Below are 20,430 nucleotides of genomic sequence, written 5' to 3' on the forward strand. Positions count from 1 at the left end.
GCTTAGAAAAGAAATTGAAAATTTCCTAATGCAGATTCTTACTAAAAATACTCCCAGCAGATTTCGCTCAGAACTCCTTGTGCATTTGTATCTCAAGTAATAGAAAAAAAGACCGCGACATCTGCCGCAGCCTTTTGTAGCTGAATTTTGAAAGAATCAACTATTCTTCTTTTAATAATCCTTTGAACAATCCGATCGCAAAATCATTTGAATCAAACACTTCAAGGTCGTCGATGCCTTCGCCTAAACCAACTAATTTCACCGGCAGATGCAGTTCATTGCGGATTGCTAAAACGATCCCGCCTTTTGCTGTTCCGTCGAGCTTAGTCAAGACCAAACCTGTGACATCGGTCGTTTCTTTAAACTGACGTGCTTGAACCAACGCATTTTGTCCGGTCGTCGCGTCAACAACTAGTAACACTTCATGTGGTGCTGTTGGAAATTCTCGTTGGATCACTCGCTTGATTTTTTCCAATTCATTCATCAAGTTGACTTTATTTTGCAAACGTCCCGCTGTATCGATCAACAAAATATCATAATTTTCGTTTTTAGCTTTATCCACCGCATCAAAAACGACTGCGGCTGGATCGCCGCCAGCATTGCCGCGGACTACTTCCACGCCAGAGCGCTCGCCCCAAACGACTAGCTGATCGATCGCGCCGGCCCGAAAAGTATCCGCCGCTGCCAATAGAACTTTTTTGCCTTCTGCTTTGTATTGCTTTGCTAATTTCCCGATACTGGTCGTTTTTCCTGTGCCATTCACTCCGACAAACAAGAGCACACTCAAGCCAGGTTGCAAATTAATCGCATTATTTTCGTTGATTCCTTCTGCTTCATAGATGTCCACCAATTTTTCGATGATGACATTTTGAACTTGAGCCGGCTTTTTAGCATTTTTTAATTTTACTTCTTGCCGCAGCGAATCCGTCAATTTAATCGCCGTATCAAAACCGACATCGGCACCAATCAGCGTTTCTTCTAATTCTTCGAAAAAGTCTTCGTCGACTCGGCGGAAGCGGGCAAACAATTCATTCATTCGTTCGCCAAATGATTTGCGGGTCTTTTCTAATCCTTTGTCATATTTTTCTTGAACAGTTACTTCTGCCGGACTCTCCGATTCAGACGAGACTGCTTGCGGCTCTGCTGGAATTGTTTCTGCTGGTGTTTCTTCCAATCCTTCTTCCCTTTTATTTTCTGCTTCTGGTTGTTCAGCAGAAACATCCGGTTTTACTTCAAAACTTTCTGGTTCAGCTGAAACTTCTGAAGGAAGATCGGTTGATTGTTCCGGTGATTCCACTGGCGTAGCAATTGTTTCTACAGCTTCTTCACTCGGCTCAACAGACTTCTCGGTTGATTCGGTCGGTTCGGTCAGCTCAGTCGGTTCTGCTTTTTCAGTGTCGGTGACATCAGTTGATTCTCGGTCTTCAATAACTTCTTTTGGTTTTTCAACATCAGCATCAACAGCTTCTTGCTCTTCGATGACTTCTTCTGGCTTTTCAGTTTCTTTTTGTTCACCGGTAAAGGCTTTTTTTATACGGTCAAATAATCCCATCTAAATCCCCCTTAATTCAATTCATCAAAGACGAATTTTTGAATAGCATAAGCAACACCATCTGCTTGATTCGTTCCAGTTATAAAGTTGGCAGCAACTTTCACTCCGTCGGTCGCATTGCCCATTGCCACACCCATGCCGGCATAATCGATCATTGAAAGGTCATTGGCTTCATCGCCTAACGCCATCATTTCGTGGGTCTCGATTCCAAGATGTTTGCCTAAAACTGACAAACCAAAAGCTTTCGTTACACCTTTAGGCATGAATTCCAATAAATTTGGCCGCGTCTTGAAGATTTCATAGCGTTCATAAGCTTCAGCTGGGATCAAAGCAATCTGCTGATCCAAATATTCTGCGTCGATCGCCGCCACGACTTTATTGTACAACGTATCTTCTTCCAACGCATCGATCGCTTTCGGAACAAAAGTCAATGCCTTGTTCAACCGTGGATAGATCGAAGGGTGATCTGTGGCTGTCTCAAATTGGAAACACAACGCGTCTGATAAAACATCCATCGGTAAATCAAGTTTCGTCAGTAGTTGATAAATATCTTTCACATCTGCCAGCGGCATCGCTGATTTACCTAAAATTTCGCCCGTATTCGTTTGGATCAATCCGCCATTGAACGTGATCGAATAATCATTTGCATCAAGTAAATTCAATTCCGCTAAATAATCTTTGATCGCAACTAACGGACGACCTGTACAGATCACGATTTTTACGCCGCGTGCTTTTGCTTCTGCTAATATTTTCTTATTTGTATCGGAGATTGTCTTTGCATCCGTCAACAATGTACCATCTAAATCAATCGCAATTAATTTTATCATTCTATAGAGTCCCTTTCTTTTACTTGGAATTTTCCGTCTTCTTTTACTTCTTCAAGCCGGACCGAGATCATTTTAGAAACCCCGGATTCTTGCATTGTTACGCCGTAAAGTACATCCGCCGCTTCCATCGTACCCTTTCGGTGCGTAACTACGATAAACTGTGTATCATTTTGGAAAGAACTTAAATAGCGGCCGAAACGTGTGACATTGGCTTCATCCAGCGCCGCTTCGACTTCATCCAGAACACAAAACGGTACGGGGCGAACTTGAATGATCGAAAACAGTAACGCGATCGCCGTCAGCGCCCGTTCACCGCCGGAAAGCAGTGATAAGTTTTGCAATTTTTTACCTGGCGGCTGCGCCTCGATCTCGATCCCGGTATTTAACAAATCATCAGGATCCGTTAAAACTAATTCCGCCCGACCGCCGCCGAACATATTCGGAAAGACTAGATTGAATTTTTCACGAATGGCTTGGAACGTCTTATAAAAACGCGCTTTGACTTCATCATCCATCTCACCCATCGTTTCAAACAGCTGTTCTTTAGCCGATAATAGATCATCGCGCTGGGTCGTAAGAAAATCATACCGTTCTTCGACTTGCTGATATTGTTCGATCGCATTGAGATTGACGGGGCCTAAGTTTTCGATTGCTGCTTTCAAGCGAGTGACTTCTGCTTGCACCGCTTGCTGATCGATCTCAAGGTCCGCTTGAGCTTTCGCCCCTTCAAAAGTCAAACTATACTCTTCTTGCAAATACGTCAAGGCATTGTCTAGTTTTAGTTCATAACGATTTTTTTGGACATCTGCTTGTGACTGACGTGCCAACAATTGTTTTTGTTCCCGATTGACTTGTGTCAACGCTTGATCTGCTTGGTCGATTTGCTGCTGCCACGTTTGGCGTGTTGCTTTCCAATCCGTTAGCTGTTCTTGCAGCTGTTTACGCGCGGCACTCAACTCGGTCAAACGTTGATTCAAACTTTCTTCTGTCTCTTCATGACCCGTCGAATCACTGGAAAGTGCCAACAGTTGATTTTCCAAGCTCGTGATCTGACCGTCTAACTCATTGATCTGCCCTTCAAAACTCAACGCCTGCCGCTCCAAATACATCAGCCGTTCGTCTAAGACCGCATGATCGGCACGTAAACGACTCAACTGAGTATTGATACTGGCACGTTTTTCTTCTAACTGGTCACTTTCTTCATTCAACTGTCGAATTTCTTGATTGATTTTATCTTGTTGGACTTTCAATTCGACTTGTTGGATCTCTAAAGTTTCTTTTTGCTCTTGATAGTCCGTTAAAAAGCTTTCCAACTCTTTGACTTCATAAGAGAACAGCGCTTGTTCTTTTTGCAAACGCGTCAATTCTGTATTGACCCGCTCTTCGCTACTTTGCGCTTCTTGATAAGCAAGACGCGTCTGTTCACCTTGTGTTCGCAAAACTTCGATTGCTTCCGTTTGTTCCGCGACTTTTTTCTGCAGCTGACGAACAGTTTGTTCTTTTACTTGCAAAGCTTGATTGATCGCTTCGTGGCGCTTCGTCCATTCCGCCAACTCATGACCTTGATTGAATAAATTCCCGCGATTGCCTTGTTTGGTTGCACCGCCGGTCATAGAACCGCCGGCATTCATCACGTCGCCTTCTAACGAAACGACACGAACTTGATAACGCAATTGTCTTGCAAGTTGATTGGCACTCGTCAAATCCCGCGCGATGACGATTGCGCCTAATAGATTTTGCATGACGGGCGCGACCGTTTCTGAAAAGGAGACTAATTCGCTAGCCAATCCTAAAAAACCGTCCGCATCTTTGATCGCTTGATATTGATGCGCACCTAAACTACGCGGCTTGATCGTTGTTAATGGTAAAAATGTGCCGCGTCCACTGCGCTGTTGTTTCAAGAAAGTAATTCCTTGCTGCGCATTTTTTTCGTTTTCCACGATAATGTGCTGGGCTGCTGCTCCTAGCGCGGTCTCAATCGCTAACGTGTATTCTTGCGGTACTTGGATCAACTCCGCCACAGCTCCAACGATGCCATCAAGCTGCTCTTTGTGCTGTAAGACGCTTCGCACCCCTTGATAAAAACCGCTGTAATTTTCTTGGATCTCTTGCAGACTTTTTTGTCGTGCGCGAGCTTGCTGGACTTGGCTCATCAAGTCATACATCTGTTGCTGATCTTTTTGCAGCTGTTGTTGCGCCGCATTTTTTTCTTCGGTCAAGCTGTGGTAATTTTCCTGCTCTTCTTTTAAGCGAACTTCCAATGCTTGTGTCTTGGCTTTTGCGGTATTTTGCTGAGTAGTCAATTCAGTCAACTGTTCCCGCAACGCTTCAAAGCGTGTGACGCTTCGTTGATTTTTCGTAGTTTCTTGTGTGTATTGACGCTCCAAATGTTTCAATTCATTGCTGACGTTTGCAGATTCCTGCATCAGCTCAACGTATGTTCCCCGCAGATCTTCCAATAATTCTTTGGGTGATTTTCGGTATTTCTCCGCTTTTTCGGTCAGCTGTTGAATTTCAGCTTCCAATGCGGTTTTTTCTGTTTGTTTGCTGGCTTGTTGTGCTTGAACATCTTGCAGATCCAATTGAGCCGCTGTTTTTTTCTTCCGCTGTTCAGCCAGCATCGTTTGATATTCAGTACTGGACTTTTGTGTATTTTTTGAACGTTCGCTCAACAACTCTTTTTGGCCTTCTGCTTGTTTCAACGCTTCCGCTAAATGCAATAACTGCTGTTGGCCCGTCTCAATCTGTTCGTCTAACGATGTCCGCTTTTCACGCAATCCGCCCAACTGACTTTCGGTTTGTTGGATAAAACGGCCTTTTTCTTCAACGGTTTTCGACAGCTCATCAAATTCAGCCTTGGCTGCTTGCCAAGTCTCGCGAGTTTGTTGGATTTTTGCTACGGTCAAACTGACGTCGGCTGCGGTCAACTCTTCTTTAAACGTCAAAAACTCCTTGGCCGCTTTGCTTTGCGCAGCTAAAGGAGTCAGCTGATCTTCTAATTCATAAACAATATCTTGGACCCGACTTAGATTGTCTTCTGTCTCAAAAAGTTTCTGTTCTGCTTTGCGCTTGCGCTGTTTATATTTTAAAACGCCGGCAGCTTCTTCAAAAATCCCGCGGCGGTCTTCTGGTTTGCTGGCAAAAATAGCTTCGACTTTCCCTTGAGAAATAATTGAGAAAGATTCTTTCCCTAAACCCGAATCCATGAATAGATCTTGGATATCTTTCAACCGGCACGCCTTTTTATTGATGAAAAAGTCGCTTTCGCCAGATCGGCGATAACGCCGCGTGACGCTCACTTCACTAAACGCCAACGGCAAATAGTGATCGGTATTATCCAATACTACCGTTACTTCTGCGAGATTCAGCTGTTTTCGCGAGTCGGAGCCGGCAAAAATAATATCCGGCATTTTTCCTCCCCGTAAACTTTTGGCCGACTGCTCGCCCAAGACCCAGCGAATCGCTTCGGTGATGTTGCTTTTTCCACTGCCGTTTGGCCCGATGACCGCTGTTACTCCTTGCTCAAACTCGATCTTCGTCCGGTCAGCAAAAGATTTAAAGCCGGCGATCTCAATTCTTTTTAAATACAAAATGTTCCTCCTAAAATTTCATAAAAAAGGCTGTCTGAATTTTGGCGGTTTGACTGACTGCTGGGCTGATCAGCACCGCTCACTTTTCCAAACAAGCAACTGACAGGGAATATTCCCCGGCAGCCTACTATATTGGGAATCGATTTACTTTGCAGCGATTTTTGCTAAAGCTTTTTCAGCGGCATCTTGTTCTGCCAATTTCTTAGATTTCCCTTGTCCTGAACCGATCACTTGATTGTCTGCGTAGACCGCGATCGTGAAGACCCGCTCGTGTGCTGGTCCTTCTTCATCCACTAAGCGATAATCGATCGTCACATCGCCGCCTTTTTGTAAGACTTCTTGCAAACGCGTTTTATGGTCCATTTCACGAGTAAAGACACCCGCTTCGATTTTTGGAAAGACAACGGTTTGGATAAAGTGCAATGCTGTTTCATACCCTTGATCCAAATACAGCGCACCTAAGAACGCTTCGAATAAATCACATAAAAGCGCCGCGCGCGCGCGCCCGCCAGAATTTTCTTCGCCCTTGCCTAATAGAATATATTGATCAAAATGACATTCTTTCGCAAATTTTGATAAACTTTCTTCCCGCACGATCGCCGAGCGCAGCCGTGTCAAACGACCTTCCGGCAAGTTGGGATAATAATGATACAAATAGTCCGATACTTGAAGCTCTAAGACAGCGTCTCCTAAAAATTCTAACCGTTCATTATCTGAAATATTCATGTTACGGTGTTCATTCACATATGATGAGTGGGTAAACGCCTGTTCTAATAAGTTGACATCGTGAAAGACGATGCCGTAATTTTCTTTCAATTCGTTGACTAACTGTGTATCCATGGGCTCATTCCTTTTTTTGAGATTTCCATCACGCTCTATTATACTGTTTTTTCTATAAATTTTAAATCAGAAGTCGTGATAGTAAGAAAATTTCAAGGAATCCGTGAAATTTTGGCCTTTATTAAAAAAATCGCTGTAAAAAAAGAAAATTCGCTAGTGCCAAAACACTCTCTTTAAGCGACAAAAAAGTACACCAGCAAAAGCTGGTGTACTTTTTGTGTTAAGCTTGGTTGTTTTGCATAATGTAATCAACTGCGGCTCCAACAGTTTCAATCTTTTCAGCATCTTCATCTGAGATTTCTGTTCCGAATTCATCTTCTAATTCTAAAACAAATTCCATGATACTGATTGAATCTGCATTTAAGTCGTCTTTGATACTTAATTCAAGAGTCACTTTATCTTTATCGATTTCAAAGTGATTTGAAATTATTTCAGCAACTTGGCTAAATACTTCTTCACGAGTCAACAACATTCACCTCCACTTGATCAACTAATATTCGTCTATGTCTTACCAGAAGGTCACCACTCATTTTACTGGTGTTTGGCTTCTTTGTCTAGCTTTTTTGGTAAAATGCTTGCGCGCTTACTCGCCTTTAGGTGTTTCGAAAAACTGGACCAATTGTCCAACAACATTCGTTTCCAACATCGTATGGATCTGATCGATCGTGTTCGCCACCGCTTCAGGACCGGTCGAACCATGTGTTTTGATCACTGGTGCTTTAAGACCAAATAATACCGCCCCGCCATGAGCAGAATAGTCCAATTTGTCTTTTAGTCCATATAATGTTTCTTTTAACATCAAAGCTCCGAATTTGCCTTTGACGCCGGCGTCATTGATGCTGCCTTTGATCAGGTTCATCAAGCCCATCGCGGTTCCTTCGATCGTTTTCAAAACGGCATTGCCGGTAAAGCCATCGGTTACGACAACATCCGCAGCGCCATTCAAAAGTTCCCGTGCTTCCACATTGCCGATAAAATTGATGCTCTCTTCAGCTTGCAATAGTTTGAAAGCTTCTTTTGTCAACTCGCTGCCTTTGGTTTCTTCTGTTCCGTTGTTCAACAAGCCTACGCGCGGTTTTTCTATCCCGCGGACATGTTTTGCATAAAAAGAACCTAAGATCGCGTATTGTTGCAGATGTTCCGCTTTATTTTCGGCATTCGCGCCAAGATCCAGCATATCAAAACCGCTGTCGCCTGTTAAAACCGGCAATGTCGACATCAGCCCTGGACGTTCAATTCCTTTGATCCGACCCACTACGAATAAACCAGCTGCTAATAACGCTCCCGTATTTCCCGCTGAAAAAATTGCGTCGGCTTTGCCTTCTTTGACTGCTTGCGCGGCTAAAACCATCGACGCCGTTTTTTTACGACGGATTGCTTTGACGGGTTCATCATCGCTGTTGATCTTTTCATCGGTATGAATGATCGTGATATTGTTTTCATTCGTAAGATATTGACGGATCGCGTCTTCTTTTCCATATAATTGAAATTCGATATCCGGATGTTTTTTTTGTGCTAACATGACACCTTCAACGATCGCTTGTGGTGCAAAATCGCCACCCATCGCGTCTACAGCAATTCTCATGAGAAACTTCTCTCCTTTTTTCCAATTGATTTATTTTCTAAAAACCGCTCTGTTCAAACAAAACTCGTTAACAGTAAAACGGCATTTTTGATTTTCTCCAGTATAGCATATTAATCAAAGTATGTTTCGCCAGTCTCCGTCGGCTTTAATGCCTTTGCTAACGCGGCAAAAGCTGGTTGACTCTGCCAATTATCCACCTGCCAGATCTGATTGGCTTCATCACGCGCAACTTCTAAGACATTGGCATCATTGACAAGATCCGCGATCAAAAATTGCGGCAGCCCCGATTGACGGAAGCCGAATACTTCTCCTGGCCCACGCAACTCTAAATCTTTTTCACTTAGCACAAATCCGTTATTCGTCTCTGTCATGATCTTCATCCGCTCTTTTCCCATTTCATTTTTGGGACTAGCGACTAAGATACAATACGAGGCAGCTGATCCGCGTCCAACCCGACCGCGTAATTGATGCAGCTGCGCTAAACCGAAGCGATCCGCATCCATGATGAACATCACCGTCGCATTCGGAACATTGACTCCCACTTCGATCACGGTGGTAGAAACAAGGATCTGACTTTGATTCTCTTTAAACTCTTCCATGATCGCATCTTTTTCTGTATTCTTCATTTTTCCATGCAACAGACTGACTTGATACGTTGGTGCGTAATATTCTTTTAAATGTTCATAAATTTCAGTCGCGTTTTTTACATCCAGTGCTTCGGATTCTTCAATCAACGGACAAATCACGTACAGTTGATGGCCGACTTGCAATTCTTGTTTCGCCCAATCCAATGTGTGCTCCAATTGTTTTGGCTTGATCCAACTAGTTTTGACCGGGATCCGTCCCGCCGGCATTTGATCGATGATTGAAACATCCATCTCGCCATATGCCGTGATCGCCAACGTCCGCGGGATCGGTGTCGCCGTCATGAACAAAACATCCGGATGCAACCCTTTTTCGCGTAATACTTTACGCTGGTTCACACCAAAACGATGCTGTTCGTCAGTAATGACCAAGCCTAAATTAGCAAACTGGACCTCGTCTTGGATCAACGCGTGAGTTCCGATGATCACATCGATCTCCCCATTTTTCAATCCAGCCAAGATCGCGCGGCGTTCTTTTGTCTTCGTCGAGCCGGTCAATAGCGCCGTCGTCAATTCCAATGAATCAAACAGCTGATTCAAACTTTCTAAATGCTGCTGCGCCAAAATTTCGGTCGGTACCATCAACGCCCCTTGGAATCCAGCCGTCATCGCCGCATACAATGCGATTGCTGCAACGACTGTCTTCCCGCTCCCAACATCACCTTGCAGCAAGCGCTGCATATGTTTTTTACTGCGCAGATCGTAACAGATCTCGTTGGTCACTCGTTTTTGTGCATCCGTCAATTCAAAGGGCAGTTTTTGCGTGAATTGTTTTAGCCGCTCTACATCGTAACGGACCGCGATCCCATTTTTTTCACTGCGCTCATTTTTTTTCAACCCTTGCATTTGCATTTGGAACAAGAAAAATTCTTCAAAGACCACTCGCCGTTTGGCTTGCTGGCTCTCTTGCGGATTTTTAGGAAAATGCATCGCTCGCATCGCTTGTTTGCGCGGCATCAATCGATATTTTTCTAACAAATAATCCGGCAAATTTTCTGTCACTTGCTCACCAAATTTATCAAAGGCTGTTTTGATCAAATCGACCAGTGTACTTTGCCGGATTGACTTCGTCACATGATAGATTGGTGCGTATTCTTCCGTCTGTTTGCCGCCTAAGATTTTCATCCCGGTCAATGACTTGCGTTTCGCATCCCATTTTCCATAGACGGCTAATTCTTCACCGACTTCGATTTTATCTTTCAAGTACGGCTGATTAAAAAAGGAGACCATGAAAACTGCGTGATCTTGCATCATCCGAAACTGCAGCCGACTTTTTTTATAACCAAAACGGCTAACGACCGGTGCTGAGACGATCACACCTTTTAAAGTTACTTTTTCTTGGTCGTTGATCTCCAATAGATTTTTTTCTTGAATGTCTTCGTAACGAAACGGATAATAGCTCAATAAATCTTCGATCGTCACGATTCCTAATTCAACTAACGTTTGTGCCCGCTTAGGTCCTACACCAGGCAAGACCGATACAGCTTCTTGCGTTGCCATCACTAGCCTCCTTTCACTTTTTTAGCATTCGGCTTTTATTTAAATTCTTCTTTAAATTCTAAAAATTCTTGATAATAAAAATAAATTTTGGCTGTTTGAGCTGTTGCTGCTCTGATTGCAGCTGCAAAAAAAGCCGGGAAAGAATTCCCGACTTCGACTTTATAGGATTATTCCGCTGAAAGCAAGTATGGATATACTGGTTGTTTTCCTTCGTGGATCTCAACTTCTAAATCAGGATAGCTTGCTTCGATCGCCGCACTTAGTTTTTCAGCTTCTGCTTGTGTACCTTCTTCACCGATGATGATCGTAATGATCTCAATATCGTCATTGATCATTTTGTTCAACGTATCGAAAGCAGCTTGATACTTATCCGCTTCTGAAAGAACGATTTTACCGTCGATCATGCCTAAGTAGTCGCCTTCGTGGATCTCTACGCCGTCGATTGCCGTATCACGGATCGCATTCGTGATTTGTCCGCTAACAACTGATTCAAGCATGTCAGTCATCGCTGTTTTGTTGTCTTCCAAGCTTTGATCGCCATGGAATGCCAACATTGCGGTCATCCCTTGAGAGACTGTTTTACTTGGTACGACTGCTACAGGAATATCTGCAACTTCTGCCGCTTGATCGGCAGCCATAAAGATATTTTTATTGTTCGGTAAAACAACGACTTGTTCTGCATGAACTTCTTTGATTGCTTCTAAAATATCTTCTGTACTTGGATTCATTGTTTGTCCGCCGCTGATAACAAAATCAGCCCCTAGACTCTTGAATAATTCTTGAACCCCTTCGCCTGCCGCGATTGCAATGACCGCTTGCGGTTTGCGTTGGACAGGTGTTTTTTCAACGACGGCTTTTTCGTCGTGTTCCAAAATCGTTTCATGTTGCAAACGCATGTTATCGACTTTGACTTTGATCAACGCACCGAATTTTTGACCGTAATTCATGACTTCACCCGGATGTTCCGTGTGCACATGAACTTTAACGATCTCATCATCATTGACGACCAATAATGAATCACCGATTCCATCTAAATAATTGCGGAAAGTATCATAATCGAACTGACTATCAACAGTTGGACCTTCACCAAGGCGGACCATGATTTCAGTACAGTAACCGAATTTGATATCAGCTGTTGCTAATTGGCCTTGGATACTGCGATGATGCTCAGCATTGACCATTTCGTCCATTTCAGCCGGACTTGGTTCATACGTATCATCCGCTTGAAATTCGCCATTTAATGCACTTAAAAAGCCTTCATAAATGAACAACAAACCTTGACCTCCACTATCGACAACGCCGACTTCTTTCAAAACAGGCAGCATATCCGGTGTTTTGTCCAATGCTTTTTTCCCGTATTGAACAACCGTCGTCATGACTTCGATCACATCATCTGTTTGTTTTGCTTTGCGTTCGCCAGCTTTTGCTGATTCCCGCGCCACGGTTAAAATCGTTCCTTCTACTGGTTTCATGACTGCTTTATAAGCAGTTTCCACGCCGTGAACAAATGCTTTGGCTAAATCTTCAGCATTCAACGTATCGACTTCTAAGATCGCTTTAGAAAAACCGCGGAATAATTGTGACAAGATAACGCCAGAATTTCCGCGTGCTCCCATCAATAATCCTTTAGCTAAAACATTCGCTAATTCGCCGACTTTTTCTGAAGCAGAGTTGACAACAGCAGTCGCGCCGCTGGTCATGGATAGGTTCATATTGGTTCCAGTGTCACCATCTGGTACTGGAAATACATTTAATGAATTGACATATTCTGCATTGACTTGCAGACGTTTAGCGCCAGCCTCTACCATTTCTTGGAATTGACTCGCGCTGATTTCTGTTACCTTCACTTACTTAGTCCTCCTTAAGAACGCTGCCTTTAGTCAGGCAGAACACGCACACCTTGAACATAGACATTCACTGAGTTAGCTGTAACCCCAAGCATCGTTTCTAAATTGTATTTCACTTTTTCTTGGACATTGCGCGATACTTCTGAGATCTTCGTGCCGTAGCTGATGATCGTATACACATCGACTGCGATTCCGTTCTCTTCTTGACGTACAACAACGCCGCGTGAATAATTTTCTTTTCTTAAAATTTCTGTAATATTGTCTTTGATTTGATTTTTGCTAGCCATACCGACGATACCAAACACGTCAGTAACCGCACCGCCGACAACCGTCGCGATGACGTCGTTTGAAATTTCGATCATACCAGCCTGTGTATTAATTTTCACAGCCATAGTTGTTAGCCTCCTTAAATAGGCACACTCGCCCATTTTTTCTACTATAATAGTTTATCATAGCCCTATGACAAATAAAAGAAAGTTCCGTTGCGATTTGCTGATAGGGCGCTCCCTGCTTGCCGCAAATTCCCGCCAACTTTCCTGCATCAAAACTTTTGTTAAAAATTTTTACGCTAACAGTCTATAATTTACCTGCAAATCCTTTGAATGTCAATCTTTCTAAAAAAATTCACTTGCTAAACTTGTTAATCTATGCTAAATTATTTTAGTATGAGCCAAAGAAGCGCTCCAATATCAAGGCAAAAGGAGGAAACATCATATGGCAAAAGTTTGCTATTTTACTGGTCGTAAAACAAGAAGTGCAAATAACCGTTCTCACGCTATGAACGCTACAAAACGTACTGTAAAACCTAATTTACAAAAAGTTCGCGTTTTAGTGGACGGAAAACCTAAAAAAGTTTGGGTCTCAACTCGTGCTTTGAAATCTGGAAAAGTTGAGCGCGTTTAATATTATCCAATCAAACCAAACCGTTCGATTACGAGCGGTTTTTTTGTGCCCTCAAACGATGCAGCATTTATAAAACAATCTTGATCAAAAAAGGCAGGCCGAATTTTCCGGCTTGCCTTTTTTGAATTGCCGCTTCCTCAAAAAATAAAAACAGCCGCGAATCACCAGCTGCTTTCTTCCTATAAAATAACTGACTACCCCGATTTTACGGATCTTTATTCGACTCTTTTCCCATCACAAAATTTTTAAATATTCGTTTGAGTTTCATAGCTCTTTCACAATATTTTGCGCTATCTATGGTAAAATTTGGATATTCTGTTGAAAGAAGTTTGGTGATTTTTATATGAAAAACTATCTTAAAAAAAACCGTTGGTACTTATTGGCTAGTTTTTTTCTGCCGCTAGTACTCATGGTGATCGTCTATTTGACAATCGGCATTTATCCCGGCTCGAGCCGCAGTATCTTAGCTAGTGATGCCTTTTCCCAATTTTCAAATTTCCACGCAAGTTTTCGCAATATGCTTTTAGGCAAACAAGGACTTTTTTATAATTGGAGCGCCTCGATGGGCCTGAATTATTTATCCTTGGTTTCCTATTATCTCGGCGGTTTCTTCACTCCGTTGGTCCTTTTCTTTCCAAATCAGCTGATGCCGGATGCGCTGTATTTTTTAACACTGCTGAAGATTGGATCTGCTGGACTAGCCTTTTGGTTTTATGCGAAAGGCAGTTTCAAACTGCCGGATTGGTCGCGCGTGGCGCTAAGCGTCTCTTATGCGTTGATGTCCTTTGCTATCGCCCATTCAGAAATCATCATGTGGCTGGATGCCTTTGTCTATCTGCCGCTGATCATCTGGGGCATCAACCGAGTGATGGATTTTAAAAAGCTGACTGTCTTGTTTGTTTCCTATTTAATGTTGTTTTTGACAAGTTTTTATATGGGCTTTATGATTGGTGTCTTTTCCGTACTGTATTTTATCGCGCGTTTGCTCACGAATTGGCAGGCGTATAAAAAAAGCATCGTCCCCTATGGAATCACCTCGCTGTTAGCTGGTTTTGCCTCGATGATCATGATCTTGCCGTCGCTGTTAGACTTGCGAACAAACGGTGAAGAGTTGACCAAGATCACGACTTTCAAAACTGAAGCGACCGACTGGTGGGATTTTATCGCAAAAAATCTGATCGGTTCCTATGACACAACCAAATACGGTTCTATTCCGTTTATTTATATCGGTCTGTTGCCGTTGGCCTTGTGCCTGTTTTTCTTTATTTGCAAGAAGATCCCTTGGAAAAATAAAATTCTTTACGGAGCAGTCGCTGCGATCTTGATCGCTAGTTTTTATATCCAGCCGCTGAATTTATTTTGGCATGGTATGCACGCGCCAAATATGTTTTTATTCCGTTATGCGTACTTGCTTTCCTTTTTAGTGATCACACTCGCCGCCTGGGGCTGGGAAAAATTGGACCGCGAAAATGTTTTACAATTAGTCGCCGCCTGTCTTTTATTGATCGCTTGTTTTGCGATTTTTTGGGGCATGAAAGGAAAAGACTATTCTTATCTCAAACCGATCTCACTTTATATTACCATCGGCTTTTTAGCAATCTATGCGATCCTCTTTACCGGTTTTCATTCCAACAAGCTCCCGGTAAAAACACTCAGTTTGCTGCTTTTACTGTTGATGTGTGCGGAAGCTGCAGTCAATAGTGACTTCATGGTCCGTGGTATTTTAAAAGATTGGAACTATGCTTCTCGCAGTCTTTATACCGATCCTTATCCGGCGATCAAAACTTTAGTTGATGAAACAAAAGCGGATAATGACTATTTTTACCGGCTTGAGAATCTAGATCCAGTGTCGGCTAATGATTCTTTTAACTATGGTTATAATGGGATCAGTATGTTTTCTTCAATCCGTAATCGGCATTCTTCCGGTTATATGGATCAATTAGGGTTTCGTTCAAGAGGAACCAGCCTGAATATCCGCTATCAAAACAATACGCTGTTAGCAGATACCTTCACCGGAATCAAATATAACATCGCTAAAGCGAAAAACTTAAATAAATACGGCTTTACGAAGACCGACAGTTCCGGCGAGTACAATCTGTTTGAAAATAATTACGCGTTGCCGCTAGCATTTTTGGCACCGACAAGTATCGATAACTTGCAGACTTTGCCAAATGATAACCTCGGCACGCAAACACAATTGTTCAACGCCTTGTCGCAAGAACAATTCCAATACTTCCAGTTTTTGCCGATGACACAAGTTGAGACAAAAAATGCCACTGTCACTAATGCCGGTACTATCACGACCATTACAGAAAAACAAAACAACGTCTCAAAAGATGTTACTTGGAAAGTTCAAGTTCCAGCAAATACACAGGCGTATTTAAGTCTTTATCCTTATGATTTTTCAGAACTCGAAAGCTCAACAGCGACTATTACGGCGGCAGGTCAAACGCGCCAAGCACAAATCAGTATCAGCGGACAATATTACGACTTAGGCTATTATCAAAAAGCCACGACCGTTACTTTTACCGCTAGTTTTTATGGAACAAAATCGATCAGTTTCCAAAATCCGCAAGTGTTGGCTTTAGATACGGTCGCCTATCAATTAGCTGTTAAAAAAATCAAAGAGAACAGCGTAGGTATGAAGATCGGCAAACAGAGTGCTGAAGGAACTGTCACTGCTGAAAAAGCTCAGACACTGGTAACGACCATTCCTTACGATAAAGGCTGGACTGCTAAGATCGACGGCAAAAAAGTAAAAACAAAAGCGTTCCAAGATGCCTTTATCAGTATCCACGTACCAAAAGGCAAACACAAAATAACTTTTAGCTACTTGCCGCAAGGCCTTATCATCGGCGCAGTCTCATTTGTCCTTTCAATCGGCCTGTTTCTCCTTTACTTGCGACTATTAAAACCAAGAAAAGGCCATCGCCACTGAAGAGATTGACACAGAATCTACTGAAACAACCTTTATTTAGAAAGAGGAGGTGTGACAAAATATCACACCTCCTCTTCTTATTCAAAAAAATAATCAACGGAAAAGCTGCGGACTTGAATAAACTCGCTGCTTTCGTTGATTATTTTTTCTTAGCTGATTGCCATCATTCATATTTTACTTCTACTAAATAAAGACCTTCTGGATGCGCCGTTGGTCCAGCGATATTGCGATCTTTCGCTGCAATGATCGCTGGAATACTATCTGCTGGGATTCGGCCATTTCCGATTTTTAACAATGTTCCCACTAAGATTCGGATCATTTTATACAAAAAACCATTTCCGCGAAAAATAAAGGTCAATTCTGTTTCTGCTTCATTTACTTCTAAATCCGCTTGATAGATCGTCCGAACTTTATCCTCGATCGACCCGCCAGTGGCGCAAAATGAAGTAAAATCATGCGTCCCTAATAAATCCGACAGCGCGCGGCGGATCAGTTCTAAATCGAGCGGATACGGATAATAGGCAGCATAGTAGCGCCTAAAAGGACTTCGCGGTTTGGCGATCTGAACTTTGAAATGATACGTCTTTTCCACAACATGATAACGAGCATGAAAATCATCTGCTGCGATCTCTACTGATGAGACGGCGATATCATCCGGTGTTTGAGTATCTAACGCAAAACGCATCCGCTCCAATGGACGTTCCTGCGGATAATCAAAATGGATCACTTGCCCAACCGCATGGACCCCCGCATCTGTTCGTCCTGATCCAAAAATCGTTATCGCTTGCCCATTGTTCATTTTTTGCAGCGTTTTTTCAACTTCTGCTTGGACTGTTCGACCATTCGGCTGCCGTTGAAAGCCATTAAAATTTGTACCATCATAAGCAATCACTGCTTTGTATCTAACCATTCTTTTCTCCTTAACACAACAAAATTCTGCCGGAGTCATTATAACAGCTTTTCTGACAGATTCCAACGCACTGAAATTCAGTATTTGCTCCTTTGGCTATCGGGTAATCCCTGCTGATAGAAAATTTTTCTATCAATTTTAAGCCCAAAAAAAGCTTGGATCGCTCCAAGCTTAGCTACGTAAAAAGAGTAATACAATTGTTGCAGCTGCAAAAACACCGATGACGCTCGTGTCACGCGCTAGCCATTGCAATTTCCGATACTTGCTGCGGCCTTCGCCGCCGCGGTAACCGCGTGCTTCCATCGCGGTCGCCAGATCTTCCGCTCGATTAAAACTGCTGACGAATAACGGAATCAACAAAGGCACGATTGCTTTGACTTTTTGAATCAAATTTCCATCGTTAAAATCAACGCCGCGTGCCCGCTGAGCGTTCATGATTTTTTCTGTCTCATCCATCAATGTTGGTACGAACCGTAAAGCAATCGACAGCATCAAAGCAATCTCATGTACTGGCAGGTGTAATTTTTTTAATGGATTCAACAGAGATTCAATCGCGTCTGACATCGACAATGGCGGTGTCGTCAACGTTAACAGTGTTGACATAAAAATGATCAACACAAATCGGCAAAAGATGAACAAACCATTTTGGATTCCATAAGAAGAAAGGCTGAACACGCCCCATGACCAATACAGTGTTCCCCCTCGCGTAAAGAGCACTTGCAATGCGACGGTAAAAATAATCAGCCAGATCAACGGTCTGACTCCTTTTAGGAAAAACGATAAACTTATCTTTGACAGTAAAACTGCAGCCATCGTAAATATCGCTAAAAATAAATAACTTTGCCAATTATTCGCCAAGAAGATGATCCCGATAAAATAGAAACTAGCGACTAGTTTCGCGCGCGGATCTAGTCGATGGATCAAAGAATCACCGGGAATAAAACGCCCAAATATCAATTTATTCATCATGTGCAGGCCCTCCTGCTTGTTTAACGATCCAATCCGCTAATTCATTTTCGGTCAACGGCAGCTTATCAAAAATCGCTCCACGTGCCTGCATCTCTTCCGCAAAAGCACTAGCTTGAGGAACACCTAATTGTTTTTCTTTCAGCCAAGCCACATCATCAAAGACTACTTGAGGAGCACCAGCTTTTACCACATGACCTTTTTCCAAAACGTAAACATAATCAGCAAAATTTGCGACATCATCCATCAAATGCGTCACTAACACGATCGTCATATTTTTTTCTTGATGCAGCCGCCAAAACATTTCCATCATTTCTTTACGTCCAAGCGGATCTAAGCCCGCTGTCGGCTCATCTAAGACTAAAACTTCCGGTTCCATGGCTAATACCCCAGCAATCGCTACACGGCGCATTTGACCGCCGGAAAGCTCAAAAGGCGAACGTTCAAGATATTCTTCAGCCAGACCAACTAATTTTAAATTTTCTTTTGCTAATACTCGGGCTTCCTCATCACTGATCCCGAAATTTTTCGGACCAAAGGCAATGTCTTTTGCGACAGTTTCTTCAAATAATTGTGCCTCAGGAAATTGAAAAACGATCCCGACTTTTTTTCGAACCGGTTTCAAATTTTTATTATCAGTCGTGGGTGTAATCCGGCGATCCCCAATGATCACTTGACCATCCGTTGGTTTCAGCAAAGCATTTAAATGTTGCAGTAAAGTCGACTTTCCGCTTCCGGTATGACCGACTAAAGCAGTATAAGAACCTTCTTGAATATTTAGATCGATATCATACAGCGCACGCTGTTCAAAGGGTGTATCTGGTTGATAAACGTAACTTACTTTTTCAAAACGGATGTCCATAACCAGTCCATCATCCCTTCTTCATCTAAATAGTTGGTCGGCACATTCACACCGCGCGCTTTTAACGCCGCTTTTAATTTTTCGGGAAACGGCAGATCCAATCCTAACGCGACCAGCTCCGGCCCGGCAGAAAAAATTTCTTCCGGTGTTCCTTCTTGATACAATTCGCCTTCTCGCATCACAAAGATCCGATTGGCACTAGCTGCTTCATCGATATCATGCGTGATTGAGATAACCGTCAGATCACTTTCTTCTTTGATCTTTTGGATCGTTGAAATGACATCGTCGCGTCCTTCAGGATCCAACATGCTCGTTGCCTCATCCAAAATAATAATATCTGGACGCAACGCCACTACACCCGCAATCGCCACCCGTTGTTTTTGTCCGCCGGATAAGCGGGCTGGTTCACGAGTCGCAAAATCTTGCATCTTGACTTTTTCTAATGCGTCTTGAACTCGACGCTGCATTTCACTCCGTTCAATCCCTTGGTTTTCTAAACCAAAGGCGACATCGTCTTCTACTGTTGCTCCGACAAATTGATTGTCTGGATTTTGAAAGACCATTCCTACCATTCGGCGAATATCCCAAACAGATTCTTCAGACAATTCCATTCCACCGACTGTTACCGTTCCTTTTTGTGGCAAATGAAGACCGTTGATCGTTTTGGCTAAAGTTGATTTTCCTGATCCATTATGCCCGACGATCGCAATCCATTCACCTTTTTTTATCGAAAAGCTGACATCTTTTAATGCCGGTGCTGCTTCTTCTTGATAACTAAATTCAATTTGACTGATCTCAATAATTGGCTCCATGGTTACACCTTTCCACTTCTTTGCAAATATGTACTAAGACTAGCAAAAAAGCCACGTTTTATCAATCGTTGATACTCAATAAAATGCTTTTGTATACCGACCTGTCTTGACAGTATTTTTGGGTATAAAAAAACACTTTATGATGAGTGCCAGCTTCCCAGACAATCTGGGAAGCGGCGCTGAGCTAGACTCGGAGAAAATCTCCAACATCATAACACTCTAAAAGAATCATCTATAAAGTGAAGAGTGATTATTATACAAGTTCTAAAACAACCATAGGGGCGTTGTCGCCACGACGAGGTTCAGTTTTTAAGATACGAGTGTATCCACCTTGGCGTTCAGCGTAACGAGGAGCGATGTCGTTGAATAATTTTTGTAATGCAGATTCAACAACGATTGCTTCGTTTTCTTCGCGAACATCAGCGACTTCATTACGTACAAAGCTTGCAGCTTGGCGACGTGCATGAAGATCCCCGCGTTTTCCTAAGGTAATCATCTTTTCAGTAGTTGAACGAACTTCTTTCGCACGAGCTTCAGTCGTAACGATACGTTCGTTGATAATTAAGTCAGTTGTTAAGTCACGCAACATTGCCTTACGTTGGCTAGATGTGCGTCCTAATTTACGATAACTCACGTAGGTTTCCCTCCTTTGTC

16 protein-coding genes are annotated in these 20,430 nt (G+C 42.8%); 2 read left to right on the forward strand and 14 right to left on the reverse strand.

All coding sequences use genetic code 11. From position 1 onward, the window contains the following. Positions 1–160 precede the first annotated feature (160 nt). The 9 genes from ftsY to FFM63_RS03130 all read right to left on the reverse strand — a co-directional run bounded on the left by ftsY (position 161) and on the right by FFM63_RS03130 (position 12,777). Positions 161–1,552 carry a signal recognition particle-docking protein FtsY gene (gene ftsY, locus FFM63_RS03090; RefSeq protein ID WP_137608885.1) on the reverse strand — a complete coding sequence of 464 codons (1,392 nt, stop codon included), beginning with the start codon at positions 1,550–1,552 and terminating at the stop codon, positions 161–163. Positions 1,553–1,563: 11 nt separating this feature from the next. Next, a complete protein-coding gene (locus FFM63_RS03095; protein ID WP_137608886.1) occupies positions 1,564–2,379 on the reverse strand; it encodes a Cof-type HAD-IIB family hydrolase in 816 nt (271 codons plus the stop codon). Then, complete coding sequence (gene smc, locus FFM63_RS03100; RefSeq protein WP_137608887.1) at positions 2,376–5,969, reverse strand: chromosome segregation protein SMC; 3,594 nt, start codon at positions 5,967–5,969, stop codon at positions 2,376–2,378. The genes FFM63_RS03095 and smc overlap by 4 nt, the downstream gene beginning before the upstream one ends. Positions 5,970–6,113: 144 nt before the next feature. Continuing rightward, positions 6,114–6,809: a ribonuclease III gene (gene rnc, locus FFM63_RS03105; protein ID WP_137608888.1), complete on the reverse strand. Its 696-nt coding sequence runs from the start codon at positions 6,807–6,809 to the stop codon at positions 6,114–6,116. A gap of 220 nt (positions 6,810–7,029) precedes the next feature. Continuing rightward, entirely contained in the window at positions 7,030–7,275 is a 246-nt protein-coding gene (acpP, locus tag FFM63_RS03110) for an acyl carrier protein (RefSeq protein WP_137609056.1), read from the reverse strand. A gap of 117 nt (positions 7,276–7,392) precedes the next feature. Beyond that, positions 7,393–8,394, reverse strand: coding sequence for a phosphate acyltransferase PlsX (gene plsX / locus FFM63_RS03115; protein ID WP_137608889.1), 1,002 nt, complete (start codon positions 8,392–8,394; stop codon positions 7,393–7,395). 110 nt (positions 8,395–8,504) lie between these two features. Continuing rightward, positions 8,505–10,538, reverse strand: coding sequence for an ATP-dependent DNA helicase RecG (gene recG / locus FFM63_RS03120; RefSeq protein ID WP_137608890.1), 2,034 nt, complete (start codon positions 10,536–10,538; stop codon positions 8,505–8,507). Between the two features lie 167 nt (positions 10,539–10,705). Then, positions 10,706–12,385, reverse strand: coding sequence for a DAK2 domain-containing protein (locus FFM63_RS03125; protein ID WP_137608891.1), 1,680 nt, complete (start codon positions 12,383–12,385; stop codon positions 10,706–10,708). Between the two features lie 29 nt (positions 12,386–12,414). Further along, positions 12,415–12,777 carry an Asp23/Gls24 family envelope stress response protein gene (locus FFM63_RS03130; protein ID WP_137603751.1) on the reverse strand — a complete coding sequence of 121 codons (363 nt, stop codon included), beginning with the start codon at positions 12,775–12,777 and terminating at the stop codon, positions 12,415–12,417. Between the two features lie 322 nt (positions 12,778–13,099). On the opposite strand from FFM63_RS03130, the gene rpmB reads away from it, so the two are divergent. Beyond that, positions 13,100–13,288, forward strand: coding sequence for a 50S ribosomal protein L28 (rpmB, locus tag FFM63_RS03135; protein WP_010747188.1), 189 nt, complete (start codon positions 13,100–13,102; stop codon positions 13,286–13,288). Positions 13,289–13,631: 343 nt separating this feature from the next. After that, positions 13,632–16,226 (forward strand): YfhO family protein, encoded by a 2,595-nt coding sequence (locus tag FFM63_RS03140; protein ID WP_137608892.1) that lies wholly within the window; start codon positions 13,632–13,634, stop codon positions 16,224–16,226. Between the two features lie 163 nt (positions 16,227–16,389). Here the strand turns inward: FFM63_RS03140 and truA are convergent, their stop codons facing one another. The 5 genes from truA to rplQ form a co-directional block, all read right to left on the reverse strand. Further along, on the reverse strand, positions 16,390–17,136 hold the full coding sequence (truA, locus tag FFM63_RS03145; RefSeq protein WP_137608893.1) for a tRNA pseudouridine(38-40) synthase TruA: 747 nt from the start codon (positions 17,134–17,136) through the stop codon (positions 16,390–16,392). 171 nt (positions 17,137–17,307) lie between these two features. Beyond that, positions 17,308–18,105: an energy-coupling factor transporter transmembrane component T family protein gene (locus FFM63_RS03150; protein WP_137608894.1), complete on the reverse strand. Its 798-nt coding sequence runs from the start codon at positions 18,103–18,105 to the stop codon at positions 17,308–17,310. Further along, positions 18,095–18,964, reverse strand: a complete 870-nt coding sequence (locus FFM63_RS03155; RefSeq protein ID WP_137608895.1) for an energy-coupling factor ABC transporter ATP-binding protein — start codon at positions 18,962–18,964, stop codon at positions 18,095–18,097. The genes FFM63_RS03150 and FFM63_RS03155 overlap by 11 nt, the downstream gene beginning before the upstream one ends. Next, complete coding sequence (locus tag FFM63_RS03160; RefSeq protein WP_137608896.1) at positions 18,940–19,776, reverse strand: energy-coupling factor ABC transporter ATP-binding protein; 837 nt, start codon at positions 19,774–19,776, stop codon at positions 18,940–18,942. The genes FFM63_RS03155 and FFM63_RS03160 overlap by 25 nt, the downstream gene beginning before the upstream one ends. Before the next feature lie 253 nt (positions 19,777–20,029). Beyond that, complete coding sequence (rplQ, locus tag FFM63_RS03165; RefSeq protein WP_137603757.1) at positions 20,030–20,410, reverse strand: 50S ribosomal protein L17; 381 nt, start codon at positions 20,408–20,410, stop codon at positions 20,030–20,032. Between the last annotated feature and the right edge of the window lie 20 nt (positions 20,411–20,430).

Source organism: Enterococcus pingfangensis (genome assembly GCF_005405205.1).
Classification (GTDB): domain Bacteria; phylum Bacillota; class Bacilli; order Lactobacillales; family Enterococcaceae; genus Enterococcus_A; species Enterococcus_A pingfangensis.